This is a genomic window from Paenibacillus athensensis (assembly GCF_004514475.2).
GTDB lineage: Bacteria > Bacillota > Bacilli > Paenibacillales > NBRC-103111 > Paenibacillus_AL > Paenibacillus_AL athensensis.
The window spans coordinates 494,361-516,645 of record NZ_MYFO02000001.1; the positions used below are offsets into that span (position 1 = coordinate 494,361).

The following is a 22,285-nucleotide window of genomic DNA, read 5'->3' on the forward strand; positions in this document are numbered from 1 at the left end:
TCAGCATTGTATATTTCCCGTATCGATATTCGAAATTTTAGAAACTTTCAAAATGCATCCTTTCATTTTACCGATGGTGTAAATACACTCATTGGTGAAAATGGTTCGGGTAAAACTAACGTATTTTTTGCAATGAGATTACTTTTAGATGACGAACTTCCAAGATCGATAAAGTTTACTGAAAGTGATTTTAATCGAGCGATCCCCCACAGTTGGAAAGGTCATTGGATTATTATTAATATGGAATTCGCCGAATTGGATGCAAGCGAAGGAGTTCAAAACCTTGCACACGGCATTCGACATATGGATGGCTCATCTAGAGGCACATATTCTATGTATTTCCGCCCTCAGAAAGCAATCAGGCAAAGGCTTTTTGAACTAACTAATAACGGCGGAGCTCGTGCCGAACTAAACGCGATATTATCAGGAATCTCGATTGAACATTATGAAGTAGTAATTTCTTGTAGAAGTACGGCTAATTTTAGTGATGATGCCGTATATAAGCGTTTTGTAGGGGATTTTGATCGTATTATTTTTCCAGATCCAGCAATTGAAGCTCAAGATCTTCTTGGAGTTACTGCAAACAGATTTTCCTTATATAACGAAGTAAGCTGTACGTATATAAAAGCCTTACGAGATGCTGTATTTGAACTTCGTAATATTAAAAATAATCCATTGCTCAATTTATTGCGAGGGATGAGTGATGGTATTGAGGGAACGCATATACTGGACCAAGTAACTGCACTTAATTCTACAATTAGTACTTTGGATGAAGTACAACAAATGAAGGACAGAATTAGAACTACACTACAGAATACGGTCGGCATTACCTACTCGCCAGTAATCGACATCAAATCGCAGCTGCCATCCGATCTAGAGAAACTGCTCCAATCTCTTACTTTATGGGTTGGTGATTCGGATGATGATGGTTACCAAGGTCAACTAAGTGAGTTAAGCTTAGGAGGCGCAAATCTAATTTATATTAGTCTCAAATTACTTGAATATGAATTAAAAATATCGACGAGCAAAGTAGCTCACTTTTTATTAATTGAAGAACCTGAAGCACATATCCATACCCATATTCAAAAAACTCTGTTTGAGAAATCAAGTTATCAAAATACACAAGTTATTATTTCCACCCATTCTACACATATTTCAGCAGCCAATAAAATACGATCGGTTAATATTTTGGCAAAACGAAAACACGAAGCAGCCGTTTTTCAGCCAAGTAACGGATTGGGTGAAGATGAATGCAAAAGAATTGAAAGATATCTAGATGCTGTTAGGTCAACGGTCCTTTTTGCAAAAAGTGTGATTCTTGTAGAGGGGGATGCAGAGCTGATCCTGATCCCTGCTATGTTTAAGGCTGTATTTGATATTAGTCTAGATGAAATTGGAATTAGCTTGGTTAGTGTGAGTAGCACTGTTTTTAAACATATTGCCAATTTGTATCATGAAGAAAGAATTCAAAGGCGATGCGCAATCATTACGGACCTTGACCAATCTGTAATATCATTACCGGATGATGCAACCATGGATTCCCTCGCCCAGAAGAAATGTCGTGCATCTCAAGAGTCAGGTGCACTAAGACAAACAGAGTTAATAGCTAAATTCCAAAATAATACGTGGGTAACACCATTTTTCGCAAACTATACTTTTGAAGTAGATTTTTTATTGAGTAGTAATTCATTTGAGATTAAAAACTGCCTTGAACATATCTATGAAAGGGAGGTCGATCGTACAAGATCAAGCAAGCGTTTAGATGACTCGAATGTAAGTGTTTCCGGAGTCGAAATTCTGCGACTTGCTAAAAAGGAAGGAAAGGGCTGGTTTGCTCTACTGGTTGCTGAAGAATTATTCTATCTAACCAATATTCCAGATTATATAATGGAAGCCGTTTCTTTTACTTGCACTCATTTGTCCGACCGCCATTTTGAAAAGATGGCTGATTTCAGAATTAAATCAGCAATAGAGGGGGATTTTGATTCGGAGTCGTTTCAAACTGTATTTGATATAAAGGAGTGTTTAAAGGAACAGAACCTTGATTACTCCACATATATACGTGAATATATGAACGCTTATAAAGAGGAATTAAGAGATGATCAACTAACACTACTGCTAACTAAGATGGGGTTATAGTATGCAGCTTAATTCTGAACAACAGAGAGTTATTGATTTGGATGGCAATATTTTAGTCACAGCGTGCCCAGGGAGTGGGAAGACAAGAACCCTGACTCAAAAAATCGCGTATGAGCTTGCAAGTATTGAACCAAAGAAATACTTAATTGCACTGACGTTTACAAATCGTGCTGCAGATGAAATACAAAAAAGAATTGACTTAATGAATATTGAAACAAATCAATTATGGACCGGTACAATACATGCTTTTGGTTTAGAATGGATCATTAAACCCTATGCAGGCTATCACGATAAAGTGAAAGATGGTTTTACCGTTATTGATGAACATCGGCAAGATACTCTTTTGACACAATTAAAGTCTGATTATGGATATAGGTATTTTGAAGAAGTTAATACAAAATTTAATCGCAATGGTGACGTGGTTAATGCCTCTTCGAATAAAAGACAAATCATCGCTCGTTATCATTCTTACCTCGATCGTAACAAGCTCATTGATTTTGATATGATTCTGTATATTGCATATCGAATTATTATTGAGCGGCCGGAAATTGCAACTACATTGTCAGCGCTATTCTCAAGGATATTTGTTGATGAGTATCAGGATACACAAGATTTACAGTACGGGATCCTTGGCCAGATCATTCGATTAGGCCAAGGACGGACGAAGGTACTGTTTGTAGGTGATCCCGATCAAGCAATATTTGATACTCTAGGGGGTGTTGCTAAATCATTAGAAGAGATTTCTGAGGAAATCGGTGGTTATGCAATTACACACTGTAACTTGTCAGGAAATTATAGATCGTCTCAAAGAATTATTGATCTATATCGAAATTTTCAGCTTACTGACATTGAAATAACCGCATTGGGTGAAAGTGCCAACGATCATGGAGAAATTACTTTTAATTCAAGTATTGAAGTTGAATCAGTGACAGAAGAAATTGCGCAAATAATTGATCGAAATATTCAATCTGGAGTACCTATGCATGAAATATGCGTAATTGCTCCTCAATGGATGTTGTTAATCCCCATGGCGAGAAGATTAAAGGCAATCTTACCACATATTGATTTTGATGCACCAGGACTATCACCCCTACCTAGACGACCCGAAAACTTTTGGTTTAAAGTTGCACGATTATTTTTGACTGAACCTCTGCCAAGTTTATATCTGAATCGTGTTCGCTGGGCAAATGAAGTAGTTCGAGAAATTAATCAATTTACCGGCAATCAACTTGACTTGCAATCAAGGGAACTTCTTAAAATCATAAACTCCATACACTCTGAGCAAGTAGATGGAGAACTGTTTTTAAGAGAGTCATTCAATGAATTTCTGAATAAAATAAATATCACAATAACGGAACATCCGAATCTAGAGCAACATCATGCGGCGTTCTTTAGTGGATTGAGACAGAGGATACAACGAGAACTTAACCAAGAAACCCAAGAAATAAAAAGTTTTAAAAATATGTTTAAGCAACACAAAGGGGTGGTTGTAAATACATGCCAAGGAGTCAAAGGTGAGGAGTTTACTACAGTAATTGCATTTGGATTACTCGAAGGATATATTCCCCACTATTCATTAAGGAACGACATTCAAGCTTCTGAAAGATCTTCAAAGAAGTTACTTTATGTGATTTGCTCAAGATCAAAGAAAAATCTTCATTTAATTTCAGAGGTGGGGCGACAGTATAACACGGAAGTAAATAGGCAATTACAACAATTGGATTTCCTTTATGACTAACAATAATATGCAAAAAATCAAAATTTGATGGATCTGATCAAGACACAGGACTTGATAACGACGCCGGTCAATCGTATCACCAGATCAGCAACGTGTTGAACTTCACCATCATGCCGAACTCACAGGCGCGAAGCCCCGTCTCAATAGCCAGGTGCCTCTTGCCGGAACCCACCGGACCGTAGAGCACAAGATTGCGCCGTTCATGGCAGGCGTACGGATTGCAGAAGGTGAGCTGGAAGCCGTCGGCAAGTCGCACATGCTCACTGACGCGGCGGCCCACGCCACTGACGTTATCGAAGATGAGTATTGGCTACGGTCAAATTTGTTACTGGAGTAAGGAGAATGGTCCTATGCATCTCAAACATTTAGAATTACATGGCTTTAAATCGTTTCCCGATCGTACAGTTATTGAATGTGCAAATATAGGCTTACAAGTTTTCACAGGCAACGACAGTTCGGATTTATTTAATATATTTCGCTTCGCGCTAATGGAAACCAGAGTGCGCAATCTTGATTGTAATAAACTTGTTGAAATGATTTGTGACGAACACGCTTACAACGAAGCCAATATTAAAATTGAACATGCTGAAACTATTTATGATGGATCAACTTCAATTCATATTAGACGCAGATATTTTCGTTCTGGTGAAAGTGAATATTTAATTAACTGGTTGCCGTGTAGATTGACTGATATCAAAAATTTGCTTGATAAGCAAATTAGTGTAGAAAGTATTTCTGTTTGGGGGAGCTATGATCGAAAAAGATTTGTAGATTTAGCTCCAGAAATTCGCAGACGACTATGGGACATCCCTCTTGGTGTTAAAAAGAAAATGAAAAAGCTTTCTTTACAGTCAAAAAGTATTTGGGATAAAAAGTTTGAAATGGAATGGATGGAGAAGCAGCTAAAGGATTTGTCTAAACAACTCTATACCTCAAATAATAAAGCATCAATCGATTGGCCTGAAAACCAAGTCGAATACATAAAAAAAATTCAACATCGACGCGATTCTATAATTGAAGAGTATAATACATTTCGAGAGTCGCTCGAACGTATGGAAAAAGAACATGCAGAACTTCAAGGTGAAGTTGTGTTGCTTATAGAGACAGAGTTTCAACGACTAAATCAAGTTTTCATTCAACAAATGAGACATTGGACCGGTAAGTCTGCAAAGTTAGTTTTGGACTTGAATATACCCCTAATATCGGGAATTTCTATCGATGGTCTGCCTGATTCAATGAGCCTTGAGGAAAGAAATGCTGTTGGCTGGGCATTTTGGACAGCATGCATGACTGTTGCAAAGCCGCCAATATCACTCGTACAAATAGATTCAAAGCTAGACGAACCTCATAAAGAGCAAATTTTAACCATTTTAAATGAACTTTCTCCCAATACGCAAATTTTAGTTTTCAATAATGGAAGTTGGACGTTATAAGGCAGTTATCCAAAAAAAGCAATTTCTCATCAAGAAAGAATTCATGTGAGTCGCAGATAATCAATAATGTTTGAGGTCGCACCAAGGAGCATATGTGTAGTTTTAGGGCTTGTTGAACGAAAATTACAAAATAAATCATCTGTAGGCGGTACGGTTTCTGCAGCATGTTGAAACCATTTTACATAGGAGAATCAGATGTTCACAAATATCAAATATTATTGTAAAAGGCTCGCTAAAATACTTATTCAAGGGAGAGTACAATTCCTCCAACTTATGTTTTTTGAACTGCTTGTATTTGGGGTAATGTTTGGACCATCAAAGATGCATGAAGCATTTATGGTGCTTGTTTTTCTTGGACCAGTTTTATTTCTTTTAAATATAAGAATTTTATTAAGTAAGAACATATTATTTATGGCATACTATACATTTTTTTCAATACCAGCGTGTATTGCTTATTTTATTGCGGCTTCATTTAAAATTCACATGATTACAATGCTTGTTATTACTTTTATTGTTTGTTTATTATATTTTTATGTTCTTTTGTTAAAATATAAACTGGACGAAGCTTTTCTTGACAATGTTAAAATATCACTGGATTTGGTGAGACTATTTTTTATATTAGTTTTGGCATGGGTTGGGATTTATGCTAACTTAAGCAGTACTCTGGGGGATTTTTCTGGATTTCTAAATGTCTTTGCATCGTATAAGGCACTTTCATTTGCTGATGTTAAGAGTAAGTTCTTAATTAATTTTCAAGCAATGTCGTTGCCGTTTATTGTCTCTGCGTCATTGATAAGAATATTGGTAGATGTTATTTTGTTAATAAAAAAGCATCACAAGAATAAAATATATTTTATTGCTTTGCAAAGTCTAGTATTTATTAAAAAGCAAAAGTAATTTTAGGCTAAATGATGATAAAATCAAAGCCGAACATTCTTGTGGAACAAAGAGCAACTGCGAGCGTTCATCAAGGAGAATAAGCTGGGGTGACGGCTCAAGATGCTCAGGACGCCTTTGAAGAATCTATTTACGGAATCCAAGAGATGCTCGAGGTGGATTTGGACAGGCACTTGAGTTATGAGTTGAAGACCAAGACAACGCCGAACATTCGCTACGATTAAGGAAGAAGAACGACGTCAGCGAGTACGGTTATGAACATGGGGGAAATGGGGGTGTGAGATATGGATAGTGATTCACAAATCATACGTGATCGGCTCACATATTTGTATCCTAACAAAATTGTAGATGGGCTAAGCGGGAAAGATCGTTCGTTTTACAGTGTCATATACGGATATCTCAAGGAAAACCATCCAGGAGTTGGTTTAGAGGAGTATGTCCGCTCTCTTGGATTTGATTACATACGTAGAAGCGCAGGCAATAACGTGGTGAACGATTTTGATTTTGCCTCGGTTCATTATCTGATTGAAAATTTCGAAGATATCAACCAAACTGTAATAGCTCAGTTGATTGGTATTTCCCGGCAGCGAGTTTCCCAGCGTCTACACGAAGCTACACAGGGAGGACGAGACTGGAGGGCATCCGGACTTACTGACGAAGAACGACTCATTATACAAATCATGATCGAAGAGGACCTTTATGTTTTTGAATATGACGACAACAGTATTGCGATATTAACCGCTTCACCAAAAGGACCTGTATTTTTACATCGAAACGTCGAATCGATCAGGTTTCATTTCGATTTTGATCACGAAATACTTCAATTGCTCGCATCAAAGGATCGGAATCGGTTCAGTGAAGTGAATCATGATCATCGTCGTGCTTTTGAACAAGTGAGCGTGGTTAACCAGTTGTATTTTCGTCCAACCTCAAATGACAGCACTCTGAACATAAGATACTACTGCTACAATCGTGGAATTGAATTTGAAGAGTATTTAGAGGAACTTGGTATCCATCCTATTATTGATGGAAGAGTGTTGACAGATGAAGATTGGTTTAATAGATTATTGCCCTATGTAGGAAGCGACGGGGTTCTCCGGGTTCCTCACCGGTCTAGCGCTCAAACAGGTCTGGCGAGGCGTGCAAGGGAGTTTGGGATGAGTGCGCAGGAATATGCTGAAATACTTGGGTTTCAATGGAGACATCGTGATTTTGCTTCTGAACACCAACGGCATTTGGTAAGATATGAGGAACTTATAAAGGAACAATCGTTTGATGGGTTTGTTTACTTGCCTTCGGACGGCGGACTTTATCGGGCGTTATACCACTTCTTACGAGGCCGCTACGAAACCATTCAAACGTTTTTAGAAAGAATCGGCTTAGAAAGGCTTAATAAAGAAGAATACCGATCTCGTTTTGGGATTGCAGGCGCGATTTTAGAGAAACTAAAAGAACTACAGTCGGATTCTCAATATGAAATAGGCTCTGATGAACGGATTGCAAGAAACAAAAAAATGGTGACACTGCTCAAAAAACTTTATGACTACCATTGCCAGATTTGCGGTACAGATCTTCCCTTAATTCCTCGCATCGAAAAAGATGACGGTACTTATTATTGCGAAGTCCACCATGTGACCCCGCTCGGAACGGCGGAGACAGCTGCTGATGTCGAGACGTTAGATCATTATTTAAACGCCCTTTGTTTATGTTCATATCATCACTCCTATGTCCATTATTACAAAGGGGGGTATTCTGATATCATCATAGATGGAGATCAGATTTGTCTGTTGTCGGTCCACGGAGAGAAATTGCCGCTACTCTTAAACAAGCACATTAATCTCGAAATAAGAGAGTGTGTAGAATCCTGTGAGGAAATATAAAAACAATGAAGAATAGTTTTTTAAGTAGGAGTGATATTTGTGCAATATGTCAATGAAGCAGAATACTACCACATTCAAAGAAATAAACGCTGGGGAGATAGGGATAACTGGAATGTCGGTGATGTCATTGAAATTGGAAAGATTCAAAATAAGTTTATGGAAAGTCGTTATTCTACTGATTATAAAATTGATCCTGAGCTAAATTTTGAATCGGTTATACTTAAATTGCAGGGAAAACCACTAGATAAAATGGATCGCCGTTTCCTCCAAGATATTAGCAATGTATGGAGAGAATACATTACAAAAACTAGGGAATATATTTTTGAATACGAAAGGGTTAGAATTAATAATAAATTGCCATCAAGGTTCAGGTGCTTATTTGTAACGGATAAAGAAGGGATTAAGTATTGGTTACCGTTACTAGGGAATGCAGACGAAGCAAGTATTTACAAACTCGCTCTTACAGGAATAATTCACAAAACTAATGAAAAATTCGTTCGATTAAATACAAACAGCCAAGAATTTAATCATGAACAAGCAAGAAAATACTGGGCTGGGGAAGATGCTGAGCAACAAGGTTATGAATACCTTTTTGAAGGTAAAGTCAAAGTGCTAGATGTCGTTAATAAAGTGTATCAGGTTTAATGCAGTTTAAGGATAGCCGGAGTTGCCCTTGATTTCGTGGTGAGGTACTCAAAAAAGTTTTTGAAGAATTGTATGGTGACATTCGGACTCGCCAACATAGAGAATGAACGGATCAGGTCAAGGAAGTCTACGAGGAATCCCCGTCAGCTCTATGGCAGTCCCAAGGTCACCGAGAAGCTCCATCAGCAAGGAGTGACGATCTCAGGAAGGCTGGCTGTACTTGGCGAGCTAATGGACTTGTACTCCCGCAAAATCGTCGGCTGGTACACGAGAGACCACATAACCAAGGAGTTGGTGTTGCAGGCGCTGCGACAGGATTACGGTCGTCAGCGTCCCGATGGTGCGGTCTTACACCATTCCGACCGTGGCAATCAGTATGTCGCACACGAGTACCAGGAGTTGCTTCAGGTTTACTTCATGACCGGCAGCATGGCCCGCAAAGGCAACGATAACGCTTGTATTGAATCCTTTCACAGTATCATCAAAAAAGAGTTGATCTATTTGAATAAATACGCAACCCCATGCGGAGGCTCAGCGAAGCATTTTCGAGTACATTGAAGTTTTTTACAACAACGCGCGCATTCATTCGTCGATCGGGTATCAAACGCCCACTGAGTTCTTGTCATTTGATCAACGTTTCAAAAATTACGTAAAATATAAATTTGACGAAGTTTTACTCAAAAGGTATAATCAGGGATAATATAAGATCGGCGGAGGGGATGCTCGTGGATTTTGAAAGCAGGCAGAAGCTCAATCGACGAATAAATGAAAAGCTTACAAATCTACCTTGGTTTATCAAAGAATATGTTGCAAAAAAACGGAGGAAGCTTTCAGCTGCAACATTATTAAATTATTGCCACGATTACATCATCTTCCTTGAGTGGCTGACCAAAGAAAAGCATTTCGAAGGAGCGATGTTGGAGATCCCATTGACCGTGCTGGAGACTTTGACCACACAGCAAGTAGAGGATTTTTTAAACTACTTAGATTTAGAGTTAGATAACTCAAAATTAACTGTAAATCGTAAATTGTCTGCACTAAAGTCTTTATTCGGCTATCTACAAAATCAAGCTGAGACTAGGGATCTAAAACCGTATATAGAACGTAACGTAATGGCGAAAATCGAACTGAACTCAATAAAAGAGGATCAGGAAACCATAGCCAATCGAATTGGAGGGAAAATTTTAAAGGGAGACGAGTTTGAACAATTCAGGCTATTTGTAGCACACGATTACGGAGAAATATACAGAAAAAATAAAAAAATATATAATTTTCATCAAAAAAACCGGGAAAGAGACACCGCAATCATCTCATTAATACTTGGATCTGGGTTACGATTATCGGAGATCGCCGGCTGTGACACTCAGGATCTAGATTTGAAGAAATGTTGCATCCGGGTGATTAGAAAGGGAAATAAAGAACAATATGTATTTTTTAGCGAGCAGGCGTTGCATGATCTAAAAGAATATCTCACGATCAGAGAGAGCCGGTATAGCATAGACAAAAATAACAAGGCTCTGTTTGTTGCAGCTGCTATCGGGCCAACGGGGAAGACCAGGAGGTTAACCCCACGTTCAATTGAAAAAATGGTTGAAAAATATGCAGTGGCAAACGGAAGACCGTCCTTGACAGTTCATACGCTTCGTCATTCATTCGCAACGAGGTATCATCAGGAGAACAATGATGTGCCCAAACTCAGAAATCAACTTGGGCATTCTGCAGTTCAAACAACGATGATTTACACACATCTTACAAACGATGAATTAAAGCAAGCCGTCGATAGGATGGATGAGGTTGCTGGAGAAAAGTGAAACAGTAGCGACATTAAAATATCCCTAATCAAGAAATGGCGACATTAAAATAGCATCATTCACGGTAATTGACATTAAAATAGTTCCATTACATAAGCCACTGTCCTTGCTGATTAAATTTGACATTAAAGTGCCCCTAAAGAATAAAACAATTGCGTTCACAGCAAATCGACGGATACCTTTTTAGTGTCACAAACATATTTTTATTTTGATGGCCCTATTCTAATGTCAATTAAAGGAGTACTTTATTGTCGCTTAACAGCTGCAGCAAAGTCCAGCAGTGGCGCGGCTTTGTTATATATATATGTACAAAATACGGGTTTTGTGAAGTAGTAATGATGACAAATAGCTCACGTTACAAAAGCCGCAAATTTCTGTCTAGCGACCTGCTTTCAAAATACGTTTGATGTCCATCAAAATTACGACACAAACATACTCGGTTTGATCTAAGAAACCTGCTATGATTGTGTCGCAAAAATTAAAGTTCATTTTTAAATAAGTGCTATATGGACAATCGAGCTTTATAGTCAAAAGCGTTTCGATCTCGCCCGTAGGTAACTCCACTTTTATTACGCGTAATTGAATCTTGGTTCCTGGACGTCTTGCTGTTTCAGTTGCCTTCGTGATTTCAATCGTGACGATCTCATCCGGACTTGTTGTATTCAGAATCAGATTTCGAATAGATAACGATTGCAAACTCAGCATATGCTCAATGTTTCTTTCGTTTCGCCAAATCGCCGTAACAGTTCGTTCCCGTTTTTTTCAATTTTACCTCTACTATAAGTTGACAACATTGCCGGTAGCCCCCCCCATACCGTTTCAAAGAACTTAGTTTTCGGATGGCCATCTCCCAGCAACCTTCGGATATGCACAGTCACTCTCCCGTCCTGCCCATTGCTGGCAAAGACTGTGATCGTCGCGCGGAACACAACGATCAACAAAGCCGGCGTAATCACCATGATCACTAGCGAGACGACCAGCATTGCGGCATAAGAAAACAGCAGCTTGAGCCGAATCGACATGCACGTAGTCTCCGCTTGGTTAGACTTCTTTTCTTTCAAATTTATAGTAACCTAGCGAAAAAAAGAAAAGGCAACTAGATAAGAGGAACGCTCCGGCTGTCAGCAGCCGACCTGCAGGCACCGTCGAGCTCAGCCAAAGCATATGCCAATCTGTATAGGCAGTCGGCGAAAAAGCGGCGAAGGTGCTGGATAGAAACGGGGCTAGTTTCGCCAAGGCATACAGGATGAGAGCAAATACCATGAAGCCGCCGGCGGATTTGAAAAACTGGGCAGCAAAGACAAATACCGCGGAAAGTGCGAGCATTGCAACAAAAGCGGCGGTGTATGCTTTAAGCATGCTCCACAAGTCTGCTCCATTGGTCGGTATACCGGCAAACAAGCTACACAACAATGTGACCACGGCTAATACAGCCAATAGCCCGCCAACCGCCGTTCCCAACACAGCAGCCTTGGCCACGAACACGTGTAGCCGCGAATTCGGCCGTAGCAGCGCCAGTTTAAGCGTGCGCGACGCATATTCGTGCGGAAACAAATCGCCGATGACAGTTAAAAGGAACAGCGGAATCCAAATGCCTGTGTAGATGGACAGCAATTCGATTGGGAACGAAGACCCGACCGCCAGCAGGCCAAGAAACGGTTGCAAGGCTTGCAGCGAAACGGCAAGTACAATCGGCAGGACCGTCGAGGTAACGGCGAATGCGATCATTTTTTTACGGTGCCACATCAGAGACCATTCGTTCAAATAACTAGCTTTCCACATGTTCGGCCTCCTTCTTCATCCACTCCAGTTGGTCAATATAGAAGGACTCCAACGACTGGCCGCTTTGCAGCAGAGCCGATACGTTTCCTTCACACTGCAGCTTACCTTGCGCCAAAATACCAATCCGGTTACAAAGCTGCTCCAGCTCATGAATCATATGGCTTGAGATCAGGAAGGAGGTTTCGTTTCGAGATGCAAATTCTTGTACCAGCTTGCGAAACATCACTGTACCCTCAATGTCCATGCCGTTCGTAGGCTCGTCGAGAATAACTAATCGAGGCTTGGGGAGCATTGCGGCAGCTAACGCAAGCTTTTGCTTCATTCCAGTGGAAAAGCCACGGATTTTTTCTGACCGCACTTTGTTAAGTCCCACTTGCTCCAACATCTCATCGATCGCCTTGTCCGTAACATCCGGATAAAACCGTGCCACCATTTGCAAATAATGTCGGGCTGTCAGAAAATCGTAAAAATCGGCTGATTCGATCATACAACCAACATTCCGTATGGCCCGGGCAAAATCGTCGGCGATATCGACACCGAACAGCTGTACTGTTCCCCGATCCGGTCGCAGCAAACCGGTGATCAGCTTCAAAAAGGTTGTCTTCCCCGCCCCATTCGGCCCGAGCAAGCCGTATACGTCGCCCGCGAACAGCTGCAGGCTGACATCCCGAATGCCGCGGCGATTGGGATATGATTTTCCGAGTTGCTTGGTTTCCACTATCGTCTCCAAGATGAACGCCTCCTCTTGTCATTGATTCAGGGAGTGGACAGGCTATACGCGACAGTCTGCCCACTGGCCTATTTCCTGACGTTAATTTTCTGTTGACTCGCTGTCCTCATTATGACCGTGACCGTGGCCGTGTTTGGCCAATGTCTGAACGGTTTTGCCGGTCAAGTCGATCGTATCTGGCGTCGTGCTGTTATATTTCGACAAATCCGCCTGCACGTGCAGCGTCACCTGATGGACGGTGCCGCCGTCATCTTTGCCTGATACCGTAAGATCGGCTTCCTGGTGCTCAATGTAATTTGTTGTGTTCAACTTCGCTTTGACAGTAACCTGTTCAATTTTGATATCCTGCGTCAGTTGCGGCAGCGCGTCTTTAAAGATATCTTCTTTAAAAGGTAGCTGACCCTTTTCCTGATCGTCGTTTTGTTCGCCATCATGCTCTTGTTTCGTCACTTCCTTGATGACAATTGGAGCAATCGCATTGACCACTGCCGGAATTTGCGGGTTGGTCAGTTGCAGTGAAATTTCTTTGGAGCCATCTGTTTGCGGATTAACTGCCACGTAATCCTTCAAGTTGCCCACAAGTGCATCGATGACGGTTTCGATTTGTGCAGAGAATTGAGCGTCCGCCGGATTTTCCGCCTTGTCGCGCTTGCCTTTACCCTCTTGCTCCACATAATAAACATCACTGTATCCCGCCTTGAGCACTGTCTGCTTAGCTTGTTTGTAGAAGCTGACCGACTGCTGCGCGCCGTTAACGGTGAAGTCGGCGTGTCCGCTAGCGCTGTCGTTGCTAGTGTCGACTTTGAATTCACCGCTAGCGTTGGCGAGCGCCTTGGCGTTGTCCTGTAGCGCCGCAGATGCTTGAATGGTCACATTTTGCAGAGATTTTGTTGTTTTCAATGCTGATTTGTAGGCGTCATAGCCAGAAGCGCTTGCCATGGCGCCAATCCCCGTCGCCACCATTACGATGCTGCTGAGTCCAAGTGCTCCGCCGAGTACGATCCATTTCTTTTTCATTGCTTCTCCTCCTGAATACTTGAATTAGGCCTTTCAATGTCATCATAGGCGGAAAAAATGAAACCCCAGTGAAGTGCTTCTTAAATTTTTCTTAACTCGCCTCATCATAGGTAGGGATTGCTGATGTGGATGTTTTATTGATTTTTCTTCCAGCTTGATCCAGTTCAATAACAATAAAGCGGCCTCGTATCCCAGTAATTCAGGATAAAGACCGCTTACGATTTCCTTTATATGTTCCAGCTACTTGACGGATAGCCGTTCAGGAAGTTTTTCATTTATTTAAGGATTGATTTGTGCGTGACCACACTTTTCCTTCAAGTGTTTCATAGATGCCTATGCAGAATACGATCAATTTCTTCATTCGGTCGGAACGTTGCAATAGCTGGTGGACACCGACAGCAGTAACCATGCCTAGTACTGCGCCTGCGAAAACATCTATCGGATAATGGACACCCACCCATACGCGAGAGAAGGCGATACCTCCGGCAAGCGTTAGCCAAAGTGCTGAGCCCTTTTTCCGATACAGGCAGAACGCAGTCGCAATCGCAAAGGCTCCGGTTGCGTGATCGCTAGGGAATGAAGCATTAGCCGAGTGCGCGACAAGCTGGAGCACATGATGAGTAACAAACGGCCGATCCCGGTAAAAGAAATGGCCAAGCAAGCCGCTGGCTCCGAGCGCGATGCAGGCGGACAACACAGCCTCGACCACCATGTTACGAGTCGTTGCTCGTCTGGAAAACCAATAAATAAGCATGCCTGCAAAAAATACGTATTCCCCATCCTGTGCAAAGAAGCGCATCAAGGGATTTAACATGGGGATCGCGTCTCCCCACGCATTCATTTGGCTAAATAGCTGATAATCGATTTCATTGAGGTCCATATTCATCATCCTTTTGTGGTCTGATCACCGCGCAAAGAAGTACGGCGTACATTCACTTTACAAAAGGAAAATGAAAATCTCATGAGAGATTAAGAAATCGGCAACGTAATTGTAACTTTCGTTCCCTTATTTTCTGTGCTGTCAACCGTCATAACGCCTCGATAGTTTTGCACGATTTGCTTCGCGATCGCCAGCCCGAGCCCCGTACCGCCGATCTCCCGGTTGCGAGCCTTATCTACGCGATAAAATCGGTCGAAAATAGAGGGCAAATCTTCGGCTGGAATACCGATCCCGTGGTCTTGAACGGTTACGGCTGCCTCCCCGTTCTCGCGGCGCAATTCCACCTCAATTCGTTTGACTTCCGTCGAATATTTAACGGCGTTATCCAGTACGATCAGCAAAACTTGTTCCAATTGCAACGAACTTACGGCCAATGAAACGTCTTCCAAATCGCATGAATGAACGGCGAACAAAACTTCCGGATGCAATGCCTCCATTCTTTTGACTGTTTGCGCAACGAGTGGCTCTAGCTGGATAAGCTCAAGGGCCTCCAGAATCGGCCGGGACTCCAATTTCGTTAATGTTAATAATTGCTCAGTGATGCCCTTGAGTCTGCGTATTTCATGAACGGACGCTTCTATGGATTCTTCAAGCACAGCCGGATCGTCTTTTCCCCATCGGTTCAGCAAAGACAGATGGCCATCCAGAATCGTAATTGGGGTCCGGAGCTCGTGGGAAGCATCTTCAACGAACTGCTTTTGCTTGCGAAACGAAGCTTCCAACTGATCCATAAGATCATTAAACAACTGTGCCAAATTAAATAATTCATCGCCGTTTTCAAGTGTCGCCACGCGTTCGCGCAGTCCGTTCCTCTTCACATTCCGTATGGCATCGGATAAAGCTCGGATCGGCCGCATGAACTGCCGCGCAATCGTCAGACCGCTTATCGCGCTGATCCCAGTCGCTACAAGAAAGCCAATGCCCATCACCCAGAGTAGCGTTTGACTAAAATGATCGAATGTTTCCAAATTGCTGGCGACTTCAATAGTTCCAAGACCGGGATACGGGGTTCGGTTAACTAATATATGTTCTTCGTTATAACCTGTTTCACCCGACTGTGGTTCACTCACGACGCGTGGCGCCAGCCAGTCCGCATGAAACCGATTCGTCACAACAACCAATGGATTACCCGACGAATCGATAATACGGATCATTTCATTTTGTCCCATGATCGATTTCAAGAACGCTTGCGTTTCAGCACTCTGGACAGTGTCCGTTGTTAGCCCTTTATCTTGAATTCGCTGCTCCACTTGCCCCATTGCCATTTGCAGAGCCGTTTTTTCCTGCTTGAGCATCCACTGCTTCAGCACCAAATACTGCGCAAAATTATACGAAGCAAACAGGATAAAAATCAGACAAGTCGCCCCTAACATGAGCTTCCATTTAATCGGCAGCCGTTTGATCCAATTCCGAAGTGTTGTCATCATCGCATCACGTAACCAATCCCGCGCACTGTTTGAATGAAGCTCTCTCCTTCTGGCTTGTCCAGCTTATTTCTCAAGTATCTTACATACACATCCACGACGTTCGTTTCTACTTGCGAATCGTAGCCCCATACATGATCCAACAGCATATCTCTGGTCAAAACCAAGTTCGGGTGCTTCAAAAACATCACCAACAAATCCAACTCCCGTCTGGTTAAATCGATGATTTGCTGCTCCTTGTATACCATTCTCGCTTCCACATCAACCCGGATATGACGAAACGTTAATGTAGAATGGGGAAAGGCTTCTTGCGTATCGACTCTGCGGAACAGTGCACGCATCCGAGCGAGCAGCTCTTCAATGGCAAAAGGCTTCGAAATATAATCGTCAGCTCCACTATCCAGTCCCAATATCCGATCTGATAACCGATCCCGTGCTGTGATCATGATGATGGGCGTTTTCTTGGCCGTACGCAGCTGACGGCAAACCTCAATTCCATTCACAAACGGCAGCATAACGTCCAACAAAATTAAATCCCAATCCTGCTGCAGCGCAAGCTCTATGCCGCTCCTACCGTCGTAGGCGGCCTGCACAAAGAAATGCTCATGCTCCAATTCGAGCTGTATGAATCGAACTAAACTTTTTTCGTCTTCAATGATTAATATTTGCTTCATGAGGTCTCCTTTACAAGTTTTTCCACTTGGAATGCATGCGATTGACCTTTGACATCCCCAGTTTCCGCCAGCTGCATGCCAATTTTAATAAAAATGGTTGACCAAGGCAAGCTTGCAAGTAACGTGTACAAGCTGAATTTCCATATATTCATCTTCGCGATGCCCACAGGAATCGAGATCGCATGTTGCACAACGGAAATGACCCGTGCGAAAAATACAACTGGGTTGAATGTATGAAAAACAGCCTTCCTTCATAGCAGCCAACCTCGTTTGCATACCACCTACTCTACATGCACGACATGAAAAAATGATGAGAAAGAAAAAAGATCGAACCCGTTACATAAATCTCATGGATTTTTAATGTACAACCCCTACAGTAAGAAATATTACAGGTGAAGGAGTTGTAAAATGAATACTGCCCCTGCAAAAGACTTCAAGCAGTTGTTAAGCAAAGTCCCAGAGGTCACCATCTACTTTTGGATCATCAAAGTATTATGTACAACCGTAGGAGAAACTGCAGCTGATTTTCTCAATGTAACCTTAGGTTTGGGTCTGTCCGTTACTTCGCTCGTCGTTGGTGTACTTTTGGTATTTGTGCTATTCATGCAATTCAGAGCACACCAATATATTCCTGTCATCTATTGGCTGTCCGTATTCTTGATCAGTATCTTTGGAACACTTGTGACTGACAATTTGACAGATAACATCGGCGTGCCGCTTGAAATAAGCACACTTGGTTTTAGTGTCGTTTTAATACTGCTCTTTTCACTGTGGTTTAAAAAGGAGAAAACTCTTTCCATTCATTCTATTGTCACCAGGTCAAGAGAAGCTTTTTATTGGCTCATCATTCTTTTTACTTTTGCCTTGGGAACAGCCGTTGGTGACCTCATGGCAGAGAGCTTGGCTCTAGGGTATCTTGGCACTGGTCTTATCGTTATTCTTGTTGTCGCTTGCATGGCGCTCGCTTGGCGTCTTGGTTTGAATGCCGTCTTAACCTTCTGGATCGTGTATGTTTCGACTCGACCACTTGGTGCTTCTATTGGCGATTACCTCTCTCAGCCCAAGGAATATGGAGGATTAGATTTGGGGGCAACAATCACTAGCGCAGTTTTCGTTGCGGCCATCGCGTTGATTGTCATATTCCTGTCTATTACGAAACGTGATGTCATTGAATCCTCAGCTGTTGTACGGTCCGTCGAAACGAATAAAACTCCATTTGTTCAAGTTGCTGTCGTTCTAAGTGTGCTTGTTATTGCCGGAGGAGCAGGGTATTATTGGCGTCAAGATCGCATTGACAGTGCGGCAACGCAGGTGGAAACGTCCGGTTCCGTCAGTCCCAGTGATTCGCTGGGTGATTTATCTAACTTCCGTTCGATTACGGAAGACACGCTCAATCTTGTGAACGCCGACAAGCTGCCCGCGGCAAAGACGCGCGTCGCCGACTTGGAACATGATTGGGATAGTTCGCAAAGTAAACTGAAACCTAAAAATAAGACGAAGTGGAATGAAGTCGACGGCGCCATCGATCATGTTTTGAAACAACTTCGGGCATCCAAGCCGGATTCGCAAAAATGCAAAACCGCATTAGAAGACCTGCTTGTTGTTCTTCAATAAGCTCACAAGATTTGCACGACGGTATCATTTACGAGAATATTTTTCGACTGCATTTTTATCGTAGCACTCCAGGACGCGATGTCTTTGTATATGCTGTAATCGGTACAAAAGAAACTAATACTGCTCAAGGGTACAGGTTGGTGATGATTGTCATTTTCTTAAACGGTGCGAAATTTCACCGCAACGGTGGATAATGCCAAATTAATGTCAATACCTTTTAAATGGAGTAGTCAAATATCATTGAGCCGTGACAATAAACTACTCCCTTTAAATGTCGCTTTACATCTCATGCCTTTCGAACTGATCTCACAGTGCATATCACGACTCGCCATAGATTGGATCGTTCTGCTTTTTCATGCAACAGGTTAACAATTTGATTTCTAAGGACAATCGTTTGAATCACAAAAAAGCAGCAGGACGGTACGCTGTGCATCCCCTGCTGCTTTTGATCTTGCGTAGATATCTTTGCCAATTGCATATATCTAGCCTTCATAACGCTCATCCTTTTGGTAACGCTCCATAAGTTCAAGTTCCTTCAAAGATTAAATGTCTTTTAGTCCACCAACTACCTTGTTTCTTTCGTAGGCAAACAGGATCATCAGTACGCCTAGAATGGCGCATATCATATACATAAATGAATAGGAGGAAAGGTCCGCGACCGGGCCCATAATGACTCCGCCTAGAGATACACCCAAGTCAGCCATGGCAATAAATAAGCCAACTAACACATTACGATTCATCTGCGGCAATACAAAAGTCAGATACGTGGTTAACGTAGGATAGAGGACTGCCTGAGCAATCCCCATTAGAAGGGCGCCGACATAGAAAAATACAGCTCCTCCCATTGCAGAAAAGCTTACACTTTGAGCCGCTACAGCTACAATAAGCATCATTGACATGATAAAAGTTGAATGCCATTTGCCATCGGAGGGGATTTTCTTTCTCAACACAAACCGGGCAACGACGACCGTCCCTGCTTGTATCATGAGATAAATGGCTGCATGGCCGCCTTCAATTTGAGGCGCGTATAGCGGTATAAAAGTTGTCACCGCTCCAAAAACCAGGGAAGCCATCAGCATCAACATACTGCATTTGAATAAATGCGGGTTTTTGACCAGTTGGCTGAAAGACTGAAGCATCGTTGTATGCTGCCCTGACGGACTGGAATTAGGCTCCGCCCCCTTTTTGTCCATTTTGGCACTATAGCCCACTATTCCTGTTAGAATGGCAATTCCAAACATACCAGCTGTAAAAACATTCATATCCCCTGTTTGCCAAATACCTATAGCCAGTAAAGGACCAATAATTCCCGGTATCGAAGCACATAAGGAGTACAACGAAATTCCTTGTGAACGATCCTTATCCGGAAGTGCGTCGATAATGCCCAACTGTAAGGTCATGGAGAAAAAAGCCGTGCACACGCCTTGCAATATACGAGCAACGAAATAGCCCTCCAATCCAGATAAGGTGTATATTATGAGAGCGAATCCATTAATAGCAAGAATTGTGCGCAAAACTTTAATTGCCCCGTATTTATGAATCATTTGGCCTGCCCACGGCCGAAACAACATCGTTGTAAACAAATACGCCCCCATAATGATCCCGATCGTCGTATTCGTAGCTCCTAGTGATTCGCCTTTCAAAGGAATGATGACATTCAATATGGAGTTAGCGCTAAAGTACAAAATCGTCAATACATATAGCCGCAAAAAAGGCCACGACAAAGCTCCTCTCAAAATGATTGCTCCTTCCCCACTTCTATTTAATAATGCTCTTTGCTTTATCGCTACGTAATAATCATCTGAAACAGTTTCCTTGAATACGCGGACTGTACGTCTTTTAACTGTTCGATCCTGACTACGCCGATACCACTTGTGTTGCCAAGTCTTGTTTTCTGCATTTCTCACAATACCCATATACTTCAAAGCTATGCCTTACGATCTGAAATGTATCCGGTATCTCCATATTATGCATAGGACAGAACTCTAACGGAATAATGGTGTGGCAATCCAGACAAATCATATGATGGTGATGATGATGTCTTCCGTAACATCCCATTCTGAATTTCACGCCGTCCTCGAAGAGGAATTGCTCCAATATGCCCATTTCTTGTAATATTCTCAAATTTCGATAGACGGTATCATAGCTTAGACCAGGATGCTTCAATGCCAATCCAAGGTACACATCTTTGGGATTAAGAAAGCCAACTGCATCAGCAAACAAGCGAGCTAGTGTACGTCGTTGCTCTGTAATCCGTAAACCTTTGGATGACATCGCTTGAATCATACTTTCTGAACTATTATGGTCAATCACTGTTATGCTGCCTCCGATAAAATTATTGTAAAATTTACGATTAATAAGCATGAAAAATTAACTAAACGTAATTATTACATTTAGTTAATCTTAACAGCCATTCACTGTTTCGTCAAACCTTAAACAAGCAACTTTTCCTGTATGGCAGCTATCACTTCTTCTTGGGAGAAATTTTCACCTATAAAAACAGCTACATTAGGAATTTCTGCTCTAGGTCTGAGCTTCACTATTTCTAGCTCTCGATAAGCGTATTGAAACAAATGGGGTTGATCTTCATTGGCAAACGTTAATATCCCTTTGGCCCGGTACACTTCCTTCGGCAAAAGGCTGATGAAATGCTCAAATTCGTCCCTGTCGATCGGAGCTTGAAAATAATGGGTATACACCATGACATGATCATAGGAATGATGATGTTGAACGCCATGATGATCATGGCTGTGTGTATGTTGATCGTCGTGACTATGATGATGGTGGTCACATCCGCTGCTATGGACGTGTTCCTCTTTGTCCTTGTCAAATATCACCTGTTCCGCCTGTCGTTCTCTCCTTTGGTAGGAAGTATCCTCTGTTAGTTCCACATTCATGAAGTCAAGACTCCCTATACAATGTACGGTAGCCTTAATAGCCGCATACGCGTTCAATCGTCTAACAATTTGCTCAGCTTGCCGTAGTTCATCCGGAGTAACTTGATCTGCTTTGTTCAATATGAGCCAGCCGGCACATCGAATTTGATCTTCCATCAATCGCAGTGTTCTTCGCGTACCCGCGGCATTCAATTCAAGCAAATACTTGATGTTTACTACCGTCACAATGGTTTTAAGCTCCACCTCAGTCAGTAGGGAGCTTTCTGTTATGCTATCGATGACCTCTATCGGATTCGCTACTCCTGTAGATTCAATAATGATGACATCAGGACTATAGGTGCGGCAAAGGTCTAGAATTGTCGCTCCAAGATCCCCGCTGATGGTACAGCATATACAGCCGCTCAGCATTTCTGCCATCGGAATTTCGATATCAATCACTTGTCCATCTATATTGATATCGCCAATTTCATTCATAATGACTGCCGGCTTGAGACCCGATTCCTTGCAGTAGTCTAATAGATTGTTTAATAAAGTTGTCTTGCCGCTGCCCAAAAAACCGGACAATAAATATATGGGAATGGTTTTGTTCATGTTTACGCCCCTTTTAACGTAATAATTACAATTAATTTGTTGAAAAATATATCTTTTTCCTCGCTTTGTGTCA

General features: G+C 42.0%; 23 protein-coding genes and 1 pseudogene. 11 read left to right on the plus strand and 13 right to left on the minus strand.

All coding sequences use genetic code 11. The features are described 5' to 3' along the window. The first annotated feature begins 6 nt into the window (after positions 1 to 6). Entirely contained in the window at positions 7 to 2,139 is a 2,133-nt protein-coding gene (locus tag B5M42_RS02230; RefSeq protein ID WP_134748719.1) for an ATP-dependent nuclease, read from the plus strand. A gap of 1 nt (position 2,140) precedes the next feature. Beyond that, on the plus strand, positions 2,141 to 3,877 hold the full coding sequence (locus B5M42_RS02235) for a UvrD-helicase domain-containing protein (protein ID WP_134748717.1): 1,737 nt from the start codon (positions 2,141 to 2,143) through the stop codon (positions 3,875 to 3,877). Positions 3,878 to 3,953: 76 nt separating this feature from the next. Here the strand turns inward: B5M42_RS02235 and B5M42_RS25455 are convergent, their stop codons facing one another. Beyond that, a complete protein-coding gene (locus tag B5M42_RS25455) occupies positions 3,954 to 4,157 on the minus strand; it encodes an ATP-binding protein (protein WP_167689512.1) in 204 nt (67 codons plus the stop codon). Between the two features lie 70 nt (positions 4,158 to 4,227). Here B5M42_RS25455 and B5M42_RS02245 point away from each other — a divergent pair, with 70 nt between their 5' ends. The 8 genes from B5M42_RS02245 (at position 4,228) to xerS (ending at position 10,543) form a co-directional block, all read left to right on the plus strand. After that, positions 4,228 to 5,310, plus strand: a complete 1,083-nt coding sequence (locus tag B5M42_RS02245) for a coiled-coil domain-containing protein (RefSeq protein WP_167689509.1) — start codon at positions 4,228 to 4,230, stop codon at positions 5,308 to 5,310. Between the two features lie 195 nt (positions 5,311 to 5,505). Then, positions 5,506 to 6,207, plus strand: a complete 702-nt coding sequence (locus B5M42_RS02250) for a hypothetical protein (protein ID WP_134748713.1) — start codon at positions 5,506 to 5,508, stop codon at positions 6,205 to 6,207. 89 nt (positions 6,208 to 6,296) lie between these two features. Beyond that, positions 6,297 to 6,431 carry a hypothetical protein gene (locus B5M42_RS25225; protein WP_268999024.1) on the plus strand — a complete coding sequence of 45 codons (135 nt, stop codon included), beginning with the start codon at positions 6,297 to 6,299 and terminating at the stop codon, positions 6,429 to 6,431. Positions 6,432 to 6,491: 60 nt separating this feature from the next. After that, a complete protein-coding gene (locus tag B5M42_RS02255; RefSeq protein WP_134748711.1) occupies positions 6,492 to 8,087 on the plus strand; it encodes an HNH endonuclease in 1,596 nt (531 codons plus the stop codon). A 39-nt stretch (positions 8,088 to 8,126) separates the two neighbouring features. After that, a complete protein-coding gene (locus B5M42_RS02260) occupies positions 8,127 to 8,732 on the plus strand; it encodes a DUF2441 domain-containing protein (RefSeq protein ID WP_134748709.1) in 606 nt (201 codons plus the stop codon). Between the two features lie 72 nt (positions 8,733 to 8,804). Continuing rightward, complete coding sequence (locus B5M42_RS02265) at positions 8,805 to 9,290, plus strand: DDE-type integrase/transposase/recombinase (protein WP_134748707.1); 486 nt, start codon at positions 8,805 to 8,807, stop codon at positions 9,288 to 9,290. Continuing rightward, positions 9,286 to 9,432 (plus strand): hypothetical protein, encoded by a 147-nt coding sequence (locus B5M42_RS25685; RefSeq protein WP_407946108.1) that lies wholly within the window; start codon positions 9,286 to 9,288, stop codon positions 9,430 to 9,432. Before B5M42_RS02265 ends, B5M42_RS25685 begins: the two co-directional genes overlap by 5 nt. A 25-nt stretch (positions 9,433 to 9,457) precedes the next feature. Continuing rightward, positions 9,458 to 10,543 carry a tyrosine recombinase XerS gene (gene xerS / locus B5M42_RS02270; protein WP_407946099.1) on the plus strand — a complete coding sequence of 362 codons (1,086 nt, stop codon included), beginning with the start codon at positions 9,458 to 9,460 and terminating at the stop codon, positions 10,541 to 10,543. Between the two features lie 378 nt (positions 10,544 to 10,921). Here xerS and B5M42_RS02275 read toward each other — a convergent pair whose 3' ends face one another. From B5M42_RS02275 to B5M42_RS02315, 9 genes and pseudogenes are all read right to left on the minus strand, one after another. Beyond that, positions 10,922 to 11,248, minus strand: coding sequence for a hypothetical protein (locus B5M42_RS02275; RefSeq protein WP_134748703.1), 327 nt, complete (start codon positions 11,246 to 11,248; stop codon positions 10,922 to 10,924). After that, positions 11,242 to 11,565, minus strand: a complete 324-nt coding sequence (locus B5M42_RS02280) for a hypothetical protein (protein ID WP_134748701.1) — start codon at positions 11,563 to 11,565, stop codon at positions 11,242 to 11,244. Before B5M42_RS02280 ends, B5M42_RS02275 begins: the two co-directional genes overlap by 7 nt. A gap of 19 nt (positions 11,566 to 11,584) precedes the next feature. Further along, a complete protein-coding gene (locus B5M42_RS02285) occupies positions 11,585 to 12,325 on the minus strand; it encodes an ABC transporter permease (RefSeq protein WP_134748699.1) in 741 nt (246 codons plus the stop codon). Beyond that, a complete protein-coding gene (locus tag B5M42_RS02290) occupies positions 12,312 to 13,055 on the minus strand; it encodes an ABC transporter ATP-binding protein (protein WP_134748697.1) in 744 nt (247 codons plus the stop codon). The genes B5M42_RS02285 and B5M42_RS02290 overlap by 14 nt, the downstream gene beginning before the upstream one ends. Positions 13,056 to 13,136: 81 nt before the next feature. Next, positions 13,137 to 14,072, minus strand: a complete 936-nt coding sequence (locus tag B5M42_RS02295) for a hypothetical protein (protein ID WP_134748695.1) — start codon at positions 14,070 to 14,072, stop codon at positions 13,137 to 13,139. A gap of 271 nt (positions 14,073 to 14,343) precedes the next feature. Further along, a complete protein-coding gene (locus B5M42_RS02300; protein WP_134748693.1) occupies positions 14,344 to 14,952 on the minus strand; it encodes an undecaprenyl-diphosphatase in 609 nt (202 codons plus the stop codon). Between the two features lie 89 nt (positions 14,953 to 15,041). Continuing rightward, complete coding sequence (locus tag B5M42_RS02305; protein WP_134748691.1) at positions 15,042 to 16,439, minus strand: sensor histidine kinase; 1,398 nt, start codon at positions 16,437 to 16,439, stop codon at positions 15,042 to 15,044. Beyond that, on the minus strand, positions 16,436 to 17,110 hold the full coding sequence (locus tag B5M42_RS02310) for a response regulator transcription factor (protein ID WP_134748689.1): 675 nt from the start codon (positions 17,108 to 17,110) through the stop codon (positions 16,436 to 16,438). The genes B5M42_RS02305 and B5M42_RS02310 overlap by 4 nt, the downstream gene beginning before the upstream one ends. After that, a pseudogene (locus tag B5M42_RS02315) lies at positions 17,107 to 17,322 on the minus strand (DedA family protein); the annotation flags it as partial. The gene B5M42_RS02310 and the pseudogene B5M42_RS02315, both read right to left, overlap by 4 nt. 196 nt (positions 17,323 to 17,518) lie before the next feature. Between B5M42_RS02315 and B5M42_RS02320 the strand changes: the two are divergent. Then, positions 17,519 to 18,724, plus strand: coding sequence for a COG4705 family protein (locus B5M42_RS02320; protein WP_134748687.1), 1,206 nt, complete (start codon positions 17,519 to 17,521; stop codon positions 18,722 to 18,724). A gap of 542 nt (positions 18,725 to 19,266) precedes the next feature. On the opposite strand, the gene cntE is transcribed toward B5M42_RS02320, so the two are convergent. The 3 genes from cntE to B5M42_RS02335 all read right to left on the minus strand — a co-directional run bounded on the left by cntE (position 19,267) and on the right by B5M42_RS02335 (position 22,212). Beyond that, positions 19,267 to 20,460: a staphylopine family metallophore export MFS transporter CntE gene (cntE, locus tag B5M42_RS02325; RefSeq protein ID WP_134748685.1), complete on the minus strand. Its 1,194-nt coding sequence runs from the start codon at positions 20,458 to 20,460 to the stop codon at positions 19,267 to 19,269. 121 nt (positions 20,461 to 20,581) lie between these two features. Next, positions 20,582 to 21,037, minus strand: coding sequence for a Fur family transcriptional regulator (locus tag B5M42_RS02330; protein WP_230632586.1), 456 nt, complete (start codon positions 21,035 to 21,037; stop codon positions 20,582 to 20,584). Between the two features lie 119 nt (positions 21,038 to 21,156). Then, positions 21,157 to 22,212: a CobW family GTP-binding protein gene (locus B5M42_RS02335; RefSeq protein ID WP_134748681.1), complete on the minus strand. Its 1,056-nt coding sequence runs from the start codon at positions 22,210 to 22,212 to the stop codon at positions 21,157 to 21,159. Positions 22,213 to 22,285 lie beyond the last annotated feature (73 nt).

Bases quoted from the DNA above. Each gene is read 5' to 3' on its own strand.
- B5M42_RS02295 (WP_134748695.1), bottom strand. From the start codon at position 14,072: ATGAAAAAGAAATGGATCGTACTCGGCGGAGCACTTGGACTCAGCAGC.
- B5M42_RS02275 (WP_134748703.1), bottom strand. From the start codon at position 11,248: ATGCTGAGTTTGCAATCGTTATCTATTCGAAATCTGATTCTGAATACA.
- B5M42_RS02235 (WP_134748717.1), top strand. From the start codon at position 2,141: ATGCAGCTTAATTCTGAACAACAGAGAGTTATTGATTTGGATGGCAAT.
- B5M42_RS02250 (WP_134748713.1), top strand. From the start codon at position 5,506: ATGTTCACAAATATCAAATATTATTGTAAAAGGCTCGCTAAAATACTT.
- B5M42_RS02280 (WP_134748701.1), bottom strand. From the start codon at position 11,565: ATGTCGATTCGGCTCAAGCTGCTGTTTTCTTATGCCGCAATGCTGGTC.
- B5M42_RS02285 (WP_134748699.1), bottom strand. From the start codon at position 12,325: ATGTGGAAAGCTAGTTATTTGAACGAATGGTCTCTGATGTGGCACCGT.
- B5M42_RS02300 (WP_134748693.1), bottom strand. From the start codon at position 14,952: ATGGACCTCAATGAAATCGATTATCAGCTATTTAGCCAAATGAATGCG.
- B5M42_RS02245 (WP_167689509.1), top strand. From the start codon at position 4,228: ATGCATCTCAAACATTTAGAATTACATGGCTTTAAATCGTTTCCCGAT.
- B5M42_RS02255 (WP_134748711.1), top strand. From the start codon at position 6,492: ATGGATAGTGATTCACAAATCATACGTGATCGGCTCACATATTTGTAT.
- B5M42_RS02265 (WP_134748707.1), top strand. From the start codon at position 8,805: ATGGTGACATTCGGACTCGCCAACATAGAGAATGAACGGATCAGGTCA.
- B5M42_RS02305 (WP_134748691.1), bottom strand. From the start codon at position 16,439: ATGATGACAACACTTCGGAATTGGATCAAACGGCTGCCGATTAAATGG.
- B5M42_RS02335 (WP_134748681.1), bottom strand. From the start codon at position 22,212: ATGAACAAAACCATTCCCATATATTTATTGTCCGGTTTTTTGGGCAGC.
- B5M42_RS02310 (WP_134748689.1), bottom strand. From the start codon at position 17,110: ATGAAGCAAATATTAATCATTGAAGACGAAAAAAGTTTAGTTCGATTC.
- B5M42_RS02320 (WP_134748687.1), top strand. From the start codon at position 17,519: ATGAATACTGCCCCTGCAAAAGACTTCAAGCAGTTGTTAAGCAAAGTC.